The following is an 11,597-nucleotide window of genomic DNA, read 5'->3' as shown; positions in this document are numbered from 1 at the left end:
GCCTTCCACATTAGCAGCACTGTCAAACCGTCCCGGCCCGAGGGCAGTTTCCCAAGCCGCCGGAAGCCAACTAATCTGGCAAATTATGGAGTCTGCACACTATTTCAGCGCCCAACCGGCCGGTCCGTTTACCCGCAAGCCCCTCACTGTGGAACTGGCTGGAGCTACCCGTCAGGTGCAGACCTCGTCGGGCATCTTCAGCCCCGACGGTGTGGACAAAGGCACCAAGGTCCTTCTGGCCGAGGTTCCACCGCCCTCGCCCCGGGGCAACCTGCTGGATATCGGGTGCGGTTGGGGCCCTATTGCCCTCACCATGGGGCTCATGGCGCCCCATGCACAGGTCTATGCCGTGGACGTCAACGAGCGCTGCATCGCCCTGACCAATGAAAACGCCGTTTCCCTGGGCTTGAACAACGTGAAGGCCAGCCTCCCGCAGGAGGTAGATCCCGGCGTCGAATTCGACACGATCTGGTCCAACCCGCCCATCCGCATCGGCAAGGACGAGCTGCACTCGCTTCTCCTGACGTGGCTGCCCCGGCTGGCACCGGGCGGCAACGCATGGATGGTGGTCCAGAAGAACCTGGGCTCGGACTCACTCCAACGCTGGCTGGCCAACGAACTGGACAAGTCCTACGCAGTCTCCCGGGAAAGCACTTCCAAGTCCTTCAGGATCCTTCGGGTCAGGAAAGCGTCCCACTAGCCACAATGACCGCCGGCCCGCTGAGCTCAACGTGTTCGCGGCCGTCCTCGCCGGGGAAGAACTTCACTTCCACTACGCCGCCGGGAACGTTGACCTGCCAGGCATTGGGGGCGCTGCTGCCAGCCCAGTGACGTATTGCGACGGCGGCCGCACACGCACCGGTGCCACACGATTGCGTCTCGCCTACGCCGCGCTCGTGGACGCGCATGGTGATACTTCCCACACCGTCGTGGACCAGCGGTTCAGCGGGCACCACGAACTCGACGTTGGTGCCATTGGCAGGCTTGGGATCCACGACCGGAGCTGTGAACAGCTTCGTGGCGGCGAGCTCACTGAGCTCAGCAAGTGCTACCACCGTGTGCGGGTTGCCCATGCTGACCGACAGCCCGGGCCGGGCCACCTCCAGACCATCTGCGCTGACCAAAGCATCCATGGCTTTGCTTTGTGCTTCTGCAGGGAAGATGAATTCCCATGGGCCCATATCCACGGCATAACCGCCGGACGTGCGCACAATCTTCTTGATGCCGCCACGTGTTCCGATGGTCAAGGACTGACCCGGACCGAGCTCAACCAGGCCTTGGTCGATCAGGAAGTGTACGAACACTCGGACACCGTTGCCGCACATCTCGGAGAGCGAACCATCGCCGTTCCGGTAGTCCATGAACCATTCGGCAGAGGCGTCCTGCTCAAGCAGGATGCGGCCTTCGGGCAAATACCGCGAGGGGACAGCCCGGATAAGACCGTCACCACCAATTCCCCGATGCCTGTCGCACAGCTGTGCTACCTGCTCTGGTGAGATCTCGTGGACAGCACCCGGATCAGCAATCAGGACGAAGTCATTACCCGTTCCATGGCCCTTGGAAAACGCCAAACCGGAAAGGCTGGCAGTGGACACGGTGGCACCGGCAGCGGCGGACTGCTGGGCGGGAACTGCGGCGGTTTGATCCATGGGACTAGGCTACCCGCCGGGCAGGTTCGGTCAGAAATTGCTGTATGGGAGTGGCAGCCCGGCTAGGCCAGCGCCACTGCCTTGGCCACAAGGTCCGGGTCCTGCCAATCGAGCCAGGCGATGCGGGGATCGGCCCTAAACCAGGTCAATTGCCGCCGGGCGAACTGCCGCGTGGCCACAATGGTTTCCTCAGCTGCCTCCGGGACACTGGCTTCGGCGTCGAGCACCCTGAGGAACTGCGCATATCCCAGGGCACGCGAGGCCGTTTTGCCGCGCCGCAGCCCAGCCGCATCAAGGCGTTCCACTTCCTGGAGCAACCCCGCATCCACCATCCGGTGTACGCGGAGCGCAAGCCTCTCCCGCAGAACCTCCCGTTCCACAGCCAGGCCAATCTGTATGGCCGGCTGGAAGTACTCGCGTTGCGGCATGAACGAGCTGAACGGCCGTCCCGTCATTTCGTAGACCTCCAAGGCCCTGATCACCCGCCGGGCATCCCCCAGACGCCCTGCCGAGATGGGATCCACCTTTTCAAGCCGGGCACGCAACGGCGCCAGACCGAACGTTTCCCATTCGTCCTCAAGCCGTTTTCGCAAGACAGGGTCCGTGCCGGGAAACTCCAGTACATCCAGGGCGGCCCGCACATAGAGGCCCGAGCCCCCCACCATGATGGCGCGCTTGCCCCGCGCGTGCACGTCACTAATGACGGCGCGGCATTCCGCCTGGAAGTCCGCCACGCTGGCTTCCTCGGTGACATCTTTTGTGTCCAGCAGATGGTGTGGCACACCCCTGCGCTCGTCCACAGTGATCTTGGCCGTCCCGATGTCCATGCCCCGATAGAACTGCAAGGCATCAGCGTTGATGACCTCACCATCGAGGGCAAGGGCCAGCTCGACGCCCAGGTCCGATTTACCGGAACCGGTGGGGCCGACGACTGCGATGACCGGCGGCGCGGCATGGGAGGGAGCCATTCGACCTCGAATAATGGGCGTCAGGCGCCGCGAACAGGCAGTGACGGCATGCCCAAAGACACACCTTTCCTGCCCGACGCCGCACCCGCGCTCGGAACACCGCAGGAATCTGCCTGCGAACGATCCCAGGCGTCACCAGCCCTTGACCGGCGCAACATGTAATCGTCCAGGCCGGCAGGATCGGCAACCAGGTGGAATGCCGCGGCTTCGGTAATGGTCACGGTGACAAAGTCACCTGGTCGGGGGGTTTCCGCACCATCAGGTACCGAGAAGTGAACGAGTCGCTGATCCTTGGACCGGCCGGACAACCGGTGCGTTTCCTCTGCTTTGCGGCCCGACTGCGCTGTCACCAGAATTTCCACACGGCGACCCAGCTGCTTGGCGTTCTCCTCCGCGGCGATACGGTCCTGAAGGGCGGTCAGCCGTTCGAAACGTTCCTGGACCACTGCTTTGGGAAGTTGCTCCGGGAGCTCGGCAGCAGGCGTACCAGGCCGTTTGGAGTATTGGAAGGTGAAGGCTGAGGCAAACCGCGACTTCTCGACGACGTCGAGCGTCGCTTGGAAATCCTCTTCGGTTTCTCCGGGGAAGCCAACAATGATGTCCGTAGTGATGGCCGCATTGGGAATCCGCTCACGCACCTTGTCCAGGATGCCAAGGAACTTGCTGGAGCGGTACGAGCGCCGCATATCCTTGAGTACCTTGTCCGAGCCCGATTGCAGGGGCATGTGCAACTGCGGCATCACGTTGGGTGTCTCGGCCATCGCATCAATGACGTCGTCCGTAAACGCTGCCGGATGCGGGCTGGTGAAGCGTACGCGTTCAAGGCCTTCGATCTCACCACAGGCACGCAGAAGCTTTGAGAAGGCCAAGCGGTCACCGAACTCAACCCCGTAGGAGTTCACGTTCTGGCCCAGCAACGTAACTTCCACGGCGCCGTCGTCCACCAAGGCCTGGATTTCGGCCAGGATTTCCCCGGGACGCCGATCCTTCTCCTTGCCGCGGAGCGATGGCACGATGCAGAACGTGCAGGTGTTGTTGCAGCCTACTGAAATCGAAACCCAACCGGAATAGACGGAGTCGCGCTTGGTGGGGAGGGTGGACGGGAAGACGTCCAGGGATTCCAGGATTTCGAGCTGGGCCTCGTTGTTGTGCCGCGCCCGCTTCAGCAGTGCCGGAAGTGCTCCTACATTGTGGGTGCCAAACACAGCGTCCACCCAAGGAGCCTTCTTGACGATGGTTTCCCGGTCCTTCTGGGCGAGGCAACCGCCGACGGCGATCTGCATGCCAGGGTTGGCTGCCTTGACCTGCCGAAGCTGGCCAAGGTTTCCATAGAGCTTGTTGTCCGCATTTTCCCGAACGGCGCACGTGTTGAACACCACGATGTCCGCAACCTCACCCTCCGCGGGCACGTAACCAGCATCCTCAAGGAGGCCAGCCATACGTTCGGAATCGTGGACGTTCATCTGGCAGCCGAAAGTACGGACCTGATACGTCCTCGGTTCAAACGGGGCAGGTTCAAACGCGGCAGATTCCATCGGGGCACGGGCATCCGTCACTTGGGCATCAGCATTGATTGCCAATGCTACGGCCGAAGGCGTGGTTTCTGCTGAGGGGGAAGGAATGGTCAAACTCACTACTCAAGGGTACCGGCTTGGGCAAGTACCTCACCGACGATCCGGAAGGCCATCGAAGGGGCATAGCCCTTCCGGGCCAGCATGGATGCCAGCCTACGGGTGTACTTGTCACGTTCTACACGATCGGAGAGATCCACGCCTGGCCTCAGTTTGCGCTCAACGAGCTCACGAGCGGCGATTTCCTCGTCTTCATCGCTGAGCTGTGAGAGTGCTTCCTCGGCATCATCGAGCTCGATACCCTTCTCCGTCAGCTCACGGCGAATGGCACCTTTGGCCAGTTTTCTGCTTTGGGAGCGGCTGCGCACCCACATTCTGGCAAACTCAGCGTCGTCAATGAGCTGGACTTCCTCGAAGCGGTCCAGCACAGCCTCAGCAACATCCGGAGGGACATTCCGCTCGGCCAGCTTGCGGGACAGCTGCAGCCGACTCCGTGGCGCCATCGTCAATTGCCGCAAGACGATGGCGCGGGCCATGGATTCGGGATCAGGCTCAGGATCGCCGGAGACGGAGGACTCCGGGTCCGGCCCGGTTCTAGCCGTCAACGGCCTTCAGCTTTGGGGAGTCTGCCTCCGGCTTGACACCCACGCCAAGCTTTTCCTTGATGAGACGCTCAAGTTCCTGTGCCAGCTCCGGATTATCACGCAGGAAGCGCCGTGAATTCTCCATGCCTTGGCCCAGCTGATCGCCGTCGTACGTGAACCACGAGCCGGACTTCTTGATGATGCCGTGCTCTACGCCCATGTCAATGATGCCTCCCTCGCGGGAGATGCCCTGGCCGTAGATGATGTCGAATTCGGCAATCTTGAAGGGCGGGGCCATCTTGTTCTTGACGATCTTGGCCTTGGTCCGGTTACCGACGGAGTCGGCACCTTCCTTCAGCGTCTGAATGCGACGGACGTCGATGCGCACTGAGGCGTAGAACTTCAGGGCCTTACCACCGGTGGTGGTTTCGGGCGATCCAAAGAAGACGCCGATCTTCTCACGCAACTGGTTGATGAAGATGGCGGTGGTCTTGGTCTGGCTCAGGCGACCGGTGATCTTTCGCAGGGCCTGGCTCATGAGCCTCGCCTGAAGGCCGACGTGGGAGTCGCCCATCTCGCCCTCAATTTCAGCACGTGGGACCAAGGCAGCCACGGAGTCAATGACGATAATGTCCAGGGAGCCGGAGCCCACAAGCATGTCCATGATTTCCAGGGCCTGCTCACCAGTGTCCGGCTGCGACACGAGCAGTGCGTCCGTGTCCACCCCAAGTTTGGCGGCGTAATCGGGGTCAAGGGCGTGCTCGGCGTCGATGAAGGCCGCGATGCCACCGTTACGTTGCGCGTTGGCTACAGCGTGCAGCGCCACTGTGGTCTTACCAGAGGATTCCGGGCCGTAGATCTCCACGACGCGGCCGCGGGGCAGGCCGCCAATGCCAAGGGCGACATCCAGTGCGATGGATCCAGTAGGAATGACTTCGATCGGGGCGCGGGTGTCATCACCCAAGCGCATGATGGAGCCTTTGCCGAACTGCTTGTCGATCTGGGCAAGCGCTGCTTCGAGCGCCTTTTCACGATCCGGGGTTGCCGCCATGGTTCACACCTCTGATGCTTTCTCGCTGTGGAGTGGCCTGAATGGCCGCTTTCCTGTCATGTCAGACGCTATTACGGCTCCCTGACATTTTTTGAAGCCGATGTGGGCTATGTGGATAACCAACCCTCGGATTGCCTGTGGAATGCGTCCTTCAGGAACAATTTTCCTCTCACAGGAGCATATCCCTATCCGAACAGATATTCGAACAACGCGCGCGGGCGTGTCACCACCACAGGGCTGGAAGTCCCCCGGCAAACATGGCCGGAGACTTCAGTTGGCCGCAGGCTTGATATCCCTGCCGAGCCTGCGCTCCAAAGGGACATCCTGGACTTCGCATATCGCCAGCCAGACTTCCCGTGGCTGGTAGCCGGCAGCCAGCGCCTCTACGGCAGTCCGCCCTCCCACCCCGGCCAGCACCAGGGAATTGGCCAGGACGCGGGAATAGCCTGCCCCAAATTCATCGTCCATTAATCGCCAAAAGTCACTTGCCCTCACGGATAGAGTCTCTCACGACGCCGGACTCTAGAATGGTTGCCATGAGCAATCCTCTCCAGAGCACGCCCCCCGAGGCCGTGCCAGGCGAAACCATAGACGACGCCCTTCAGCAGGTGGAACACCAGCTGAGCCTGCTCTGGCGCCGTGCCCGTTCCATATCGCATCAGTTGTCCCGCCAGGTCCATCCCGACATGGAGCCTGCCGCGTACGGACTGCTGACGATCATTCGCCGCGAAGGCCCCATCCGCCTGACGGACCTTGCCTCGTGCATCGGAGTGGGCAAGCCCTCAGTGAGCCGCCAGATCGCATTTCTGGAAAGTATCGGCTTGGTCTACAAGGAGGCAGATCCGCAGGACGGGCGCGCCCAGTCCATTCGCCTGACGGAAAAAGGCGAAGAGAAGATGCACCAGGTCCAGGACGCCCGCCGGCAGGTGTTCCGTGAGCGACTCGGTGAGTGGCCTCTGGAGGATGTCCAAACCCTGGCCGAGTACATGGGCCGGCTCAACGCCGTCTACGGTGAAAGTATCATCAGGGACGCCACCCTGAAGGAGACCGAGTCCGGGGAGACCGCCAATCCCACCGAGGACTAACGCGCCTCCAAACGCGGCTTTAGGCCGCGCAGCAGCACATGCGAAACGTCGCCGGACGCGAAAGGTCCCCAGCCTAGGCTGGGGACCTTTCGTGCTAATTCCTGATGTGGTGTGACCGTTACCGGGCTCCGGAGAGCATACCCTGCGGGAAGTCGTCGGTCAGGTCAAGATCGCGACCGTAACGCTGGGAGAATTCCTGCGGAACGGTGTCCGGAACAGCTACGCCCTCCGCAACAGCCACGCGGTCACTGACTTCGCGGAGCATGCTGGACAACGGAACGTCCAGGGCGGTGCAGATAGAGGACAGGAGCTCGGAAGAAGCCTCCTTTTGGCCGCGTTCAACCTCACTCAGGTATCCAAGTGAGACACGGGCGCTGTGCGAGACCTCGCGGAGGGTACGGCCCTGACGCTGGCGGACATCGCGCAGTACATCACCGATTTCGTGGCGTAGTACAACCATTTTGCGCTCCTTCTGTTCGCTCTGTGCCTGCTTAGCCAAGCCCACATCCTTCCAGCGGACAACGCCGTTTACGGATACGGGCTGCTTTACCATCTGTATCGCCTTGCTCCCTCGTTCATCCGGTTCGCTGGCTGGCGGACCGGTGTGGTTTTCTACATCCTAGGCGCCCCGGCTGTTCCGAAGCGACACAATGACACAACTATTGGCAATGAGTTTTTGTTCCCGGCTACTTTACGAACGGTAACCAACCCCTTCCAGCGCATCAAGCAGGCGCGCCAGCGCAGCTTCACAGGCTTGTTGCCTGATACTCTGCCTGTCCCCCGAAAAGCTGAATTCAAACGACCCCGTGCCGGTACCCGTAGCGACGCCAACAAAAACAGTTCCCACTGGTTTGCCGTCATGGGGCTCCGGACCGGCCACGCCGGTGGTGGATATTCCGACGTCGGCCATGCAGGCCCGCCTGGCGCCCTCGGCCATCGCCTCAGCTACTGCGCCGTCCACTGAACCAACCGCGTCAAGCAGTTCCGTTGAAACACCGAGGACGGAGGCCTTCACGGAGTTCTGATAGGCAACCACACCGCCCTGCAACATTCCGGACGCACCGGGAGTGTTGGCCAGGCTTGCCGCCACCATTCCGGCTGTCAGCGACTCCGCCGTCGCCACGGTCAGGCTCTTTCCCAGCGACACGGCCACTGCCGCCGTCGCCAGCGCTGCCGCTTCGGCAGCGTCTCCGGGGTGACTCATGCTCCGCGGCCAGCGGCACGAAGCCGGAGCGCCTGGACGACGTATTCCGCTCCGGTCCATAACGTGATGGCAAGGGCGGCCATCATGACCCAGAAGGCCACAATGACCAACCACGGTGCGATCGCCTCAAGCGGCAGGATGTACAGGAAGATGGCCACTGTCTGGATGACTGTTTTCAGCTTTCCGCCGCGTGAGGCCGGCATGACGCCGTAGCGGATCACAAAGAACCTCAGTGCCGTGATGCCCCACTCGCGGACCAGGATGAGGATGGTCACCCACCAGGGCAGTTCCCCGAGGATGGACAAGAGCACCAGCGCTGAACCGATGAGCAGTTTGTCCGCAATGGGGTCCGCGATCTTGCCGAAGTTGGTGATAAGGCCACGCGCGCGGGCGATATCGCCGTCGAGCTTGTCGGTATAGATCGCTACGGCGAAGGCCACGACTGCCGCCCATCGCCAAATGCCTTGATGGCTGTCATCTGCCACGAGGAACCAGACGAAAAACGGAACCAGGACGATGCGGAGCATCGTGAGGATATTGGGAAGGTTCCAGACGTCGGAGCTGCTGGAAGAGGCGTTGTCACCTTCGGCTGTAGTCACCCCTCTAGGCTACCGTCCGGTGAGCGACCAGGCGTCCTCGCCATCCTCGTCCTCGTCATCGGAGCCGTCGGCGCCGTCGAAATATTCAACAGCCTGGGTCCGGTTGTCCAGATCCGCTGCCACCAGGTCCTCGGCATAACCGCCGACGGCGATGTTGGAGTTCGCGTTATCGCTCAGGGCCGCAGTGTGGGCGTCAGGCGCAGCCGGGGATTCCTGTCCCTTCATGGCAGCAAGCACGGCAGCGAGGTCATCCGGCTTGACCAGGACATCGCGGGCCTTGGATCCCTCGGAGGGACCCACGACGCCGCGGGACTCCAGGAGGTCCATAAGGCGCCCGGCCTTGGCGAAGCCGACACGAAGCTTGCGCTGCAACATGGAGGTGGAACCGAACTGGGTGGTGACCACCAGTTCGGTGGCCTGGAGCAGCACCTCGAGGTCGTCTCCGATGTCGTCGTCGATCTGTTTCTTGGGAGCCTCGGCGGCGACGTCGTCGCGGTACACGGCCTGCAACTGGCCTTTGACGTGTTCCACAACTTTATGGATTTCGGATTCCGTCACCCAGGCACCCTGCACACGCATGGCCTTGGAAGCGCCCATCGGCAAGAAGAGCGCATCACCCTGGCCAATAAGTTTTTCGGCGCCCGGCTGGTCCAGCACCACTCGGGAGTCCGTGACGGACGAGGTGGCGAACGCCATGCGGGAGGGAACGTTGGCTTTGATGAGGCCCGTAACAACGTCCACGGAAGGTCGCTGCGTAGCCAGCACCAGGTGGATGCCCGCGGCACGGGCCAGCTGGGTGATGCGGACGATCGAATCTTCGACGTCGCGAGGCGCCACCATCATGAGGTCCGCGAGCTCGTCCACGATGACCAGCAAATACGGGTAGGGCTTGATGACACGCTTGGAGTCAACCGGCGGAGTGACCTTGCCTGCCCTGACCGCCTTGTTGAAGTCGTCGATGTGCTTGTAGCCGTAGTTGGCGAGATCGTCATAGCGGGCGTCCATCTCGCGAACCACCCATTGCAGGGCTTCGGCAGCCTTCTTGGGATTGGTGATGATGGGTGTGATCAGGTGTGGAACACCTTCATAGGCAGTCAGTTCAACGCGCTTTGGGTCCACCATGACCATGCGGACTTCGTCAGGCGTAGCGCGCATCAGGATCGAGGTGATCATGGAGTTCACGAAGCTTGATTTACCAGCACCTGTAGCACCGGCCACCAGGAGGTGGGGCATCTTGGCAAGGTTGGCCACTACATAACCACCCTCGACGTCCTTGCCGACACCCATGACCATGGGGTGGTCGGTCCGGCGTGCGTTCTGGCTGCGCAGCACATCACCCAGGGAGACCGTTTCGCGGTCCGTGTTGGGAATCTCGATGCCGATCGCGGACTTACCGGGAATGGGGCTTAGGATGCGTACGTCGCTGGATGCCACCGCGTAGGAGATGTTCTTGGAGAGCGCGGTTACGCGCTCCACCTTGGTGCCGGGAGACAGCTCGATTTCATAGCGTGTCACTGTGGGGCCGCGACTGAAGCCGGTCACGGCGGCATCGACGTTGAACTGCGTCAGAGTGTCCGTGAGGGCGGCCACGACGGCGTCATTGGCCTCGGTGCGCTCTTTCGGAATGGAACCTGGCGTGAGGAAGTCTGAAGCCGGCAGGGTGTACGTGACGTCCCCTGCCAGGGACAGTTGCTCCGTGCGCTGGGGAATGGGCGTCGGCGGCGGAGGCGGCGTTGCCGGCCTGGCCGGAACCTGCGCCACGGTGGGTGCGGTCATCTCCGGGGTGAGGACGGGAATGGCCTCGGTGGGGTTGTCGATGCCGGGAGCGGCACCCAGGCCCTGGGCAGCCTTGATCTTACCCACGGCTATCTCGGCCTGGGTGGGGCGGCGTACGCCCGGCGGAACCCGGGGTGCAGACGGTTGGGGAGTTTCGTCGTCGTCGACTATTGCGTGCTCAAAGGCCTCGTCACCGACGTAGCCTTCCAAACCGGCATCGGTGTCCTCATCCTTGCCGAAGAGACGCATCCGCTTCTTCTTCTTGGGCTGTGCAACAGCCCCGTTTTCATAGAGGTAACTGCGATCATGGGCATCTTTGCCGGACTCGGCGTCCATGAGGTCCACGCCCATGAGGTGCTCGTAGGCAGAGCGGATCCTGGAGGGGATCGCCCCGAACGGCGTGGCCGTGACGATCAGCACCGACACGAAGGCCAACAGGCTGTAGACGATCACCGGGACAATGGCATGGATGGCAGCCAGTGGAGACGCTGCAAGGAAGCCCAGCATTCCGCCCGCCCTGCGCAGACCATCAAAGCCATCAGCCACGGTGGGCTGGCCACCAATAATGTGGGCCAAGCCGGAGCCGGCAAAAGTCATGATCATGAAGCCGATGCCAACGCGGTTGTTGCCGCGGCCATCCTGCGGTTTGCGGAAGAGGCGGAAAGCGCAGATGAAAAGCATGAAAGGCAAAACAAGCGACATCCAGCCGAACGTGCCGTTGACCACGCTGTAGACGGCGTCAGGCAGCCATCCTGTCAGACCCCACCAGGTGAACGTTGCAATGCCGATTCCCAGCACCAGGTTGAACAGGGCTGCGCCGTCGCGGCGATCGGCGGGATCGAGGTCGCTGACGTCGTACCCGATCCGGCGGACTCCTGCGCCCACAACGTGGCCAATACCCTGCCAGGCGCCTGCGAGCATGCGCAACGGCAGCGGCGCGTGGGGCTCGACGGCGGCCGGCTGCTTGGAGCGTGCACTGCTGCCCCGGCCGTTCCTGGACGTGGCTGCACTGCTTTTGGATGCAGCTGCGCCCCGGCCTGTGCCGCCGGATTTACTGCTGGAGCTGCCTCGTGGCGTGGAGGAAGTACGGGTCGCCATGGTTGCCACGCT

12 protein-coding genes are annotated in these 11,597 nt (G+C 62.1%); 2 read left to right on the top strand and 10 right to left on the bottom strand.

Annotated elements, in window-relative coordinates; translation table 11 throughout:
• Positions 1 to 85: 85 nt before the first annotated feature.
• The gene (locus J2Y41_RS08440) at positions 86 to 700 is read left to right on the top strand and encodes a methyltransferase (protein WP_309927950.1); all 615 of its coding nucleotides are present in this window, start codon (positions 86 to 88) and stop codon (positions 698 to 700) included.
• On the opposite strand, the gene dapF is transcribed toward J2Y41_RS08440, so the two are convergent.
• The 6 genes from dapF to J2Y41_RS08410 all read right to left on the bottom strand — a co-directional run bounded on the left by dapF (position 681) and on the right by J2Y41_RS08410 (position 6,291).
• Complete coding sequence (gene dapF / locus J2Y41_RS08435; protein ID WP_309927948.1) at positions 681 to 1,649, bottom strand: diaminopimelate epimerase; 969 nt, start codon at positions 1,647 to 1,649, stop codon at positions 681 to 683. The two genes, J2Y41_RS08440 and dapF, sit on opposite strands and share 20 nt — an antisense overlap.
• Before the next feature lie 62 nt (positions 1,650 to 1,711).
• Positions 1,712 to 2,617 carry a tRNA (adenosine(37)-N6)-dimethylallyltransferase MiaA gene (gene miaA / locus J2Y41_RS08430; RefSeq protein ID WP_309927945.1) on the bottom strand — a complete coding sequence of 302 codons (906 nt, stop codon included), beginning with the start codon at positions 2,615 to 2,617 and terminating at the stop codon, positions 1,712 to 1,714.
• A 20-nt stretch (positions 2,618 to 2,637) separates the two neighbouring features.
• Positions 2,638 to 4,152 (bottom strand): tRNA (N6-isopentenyl adenosine(37)-C2)-methylthiotransferase MiaB, encoded by a 1,515-nt coding sequence (gene miaB, locus J2Y41_RS08425; protein WP_396133502.1) that lies wholly within the window; start codon positions 4,150 to 4,152, stop codon positions 2,638 to 2,640.
• A gap of 98 nt (positions 4,153 to 4,250) precedes the next feature.
• Positions 4,251 to 4,793, bottom strand: coding sequence for a regulatory protein RecX (locus tag J2Y41_RS08420; RefSeq protein ID WP_309927940.1), 543 nt, complete (start codon positions 4,791 to 4,793; stop codon positions 4,251 to 4,253).
• Positions 4,783 to 5,823, bottom strand: a complete 1,041-nt coding sequence (gene recA / locus J2Y41_RS08415) for a recombinase RecA (protein WP_224166997.1) — start codon at positions 5,821 to 5,823, stop codon at positions 4,783 to 4,785. The genes J2Y41_RS08420 and recA overlap by 11 nt, the downstream gene beginning before the upstream one ends.
• A 270-nt stretch (positions 5,824 to 6,093) precedes the next feature.
• The gene (locus J2Y41_RS08410) at positions 6,094 to 6,291 is read right to left on the bottom strand and encodes a DUF3046 domain-containing protein (RefSeq protein ID WP_263422287.1); all 198 of its coding nucleotides are present in this window, start codon (positions 6,289 to 6,291) and stop codon (positions 6,094 to 6,096) included.
• Positions 6,292 to 6,350: 59 nt separating this feature from the next.
• Between J2Y41_RS08410 and J2Y41_RS08405 the strand changes: the two genes are divergently transcribed.
• Positions 6,351 to 6,908, top strand: coding sequence for a MarR family winged helix-turn-helix transcriptional regulator (locus tag J2Y41_RS08405; protein WP_396133497.1), 558 nt, complete (start codon positions 6,351 to 6,353; stop codon positions 6,906 to 6,908).
• Between the two features lie 118 nt (positions 6,909 to 7,026).
• On the opposite strand, the gene J2Y41_RS08400 is transcribed toward J2Y41_RS08405, so the two are convergent.
• The 4 genes from J2Y41_RS08400 to J2Y41_RS08385 form a co-directional block, all read right to left on the bottom strand.
• Positions 7,027 to 7,461: a helix-turn-helix domain-containing protein gene (locus J2Y41_RS08400; RefSeq protein WP_216925260.1), complete on the bottom strand. Its 435-nt coding sequence runs from the start codon at positions 7,459 to 7,461 to the stop codon at positions 7,027 to 7,029.
• Positions 7,462 to 7,599: 138 nt separating this feature from the next.
• On the bottom strand, positions 7,600 to 8,112 hold the full coding sequence (locus J2Y41_RS08395; protein WP_309927931.1) for a nicotinamide-nucleotide amidohydrolase family protein: 513 nt from the start codon (positions 8,110 to 8,112) through the stop codon (positions 7,600 to 7,602).
• Positions 8,109 to 8,711: a CDP-diacylglycerol--glycerol-3-phosphate 3-phosphatidyltransferase gene (gene pgsA / locus J2Y41_RS08390; RefSeq protein ID WP_224092346.1), complete on the bottom strand. Its 603-nt coding sequence runs from the start codon at positions 8,709 to 8,711 to the stop codon at positions 8,109 to 8,111. Before pgsA ends, J2Y41_RS08395 begins: the two co-directional genes overlap by 4 nt.
• A gap of 9 nt (positions 8,712 to 8,720) precedes the next feature.
• Positions 8,721 to 11,585: a DNA translocase FtsK gene (locus tag J2Y41_RS08385; RefSeq protein WP_309927929.1), complete on the bottom strand. Its 2,865-nt coding sequence runs from the start codon at positions 11,583 to 11,585 to the stop codon at positions 8,721 to 8,723.
• Positions 11,586 to 11,597: the final 12 nt, after the last annotated feature.

Source organism: Arthrobacter sp. 1088, assembly GCF_031455315.1.
In the GTDB taxonomy this organism is placed as follows: Bacteria; Actinomycetota; Actinomycetes; order Actinomycetales; family Micrococcaceae; genus Arthrobacter.
This window is presented reverse-complemented; position numbering and strand designations above follow the sequence as displayed.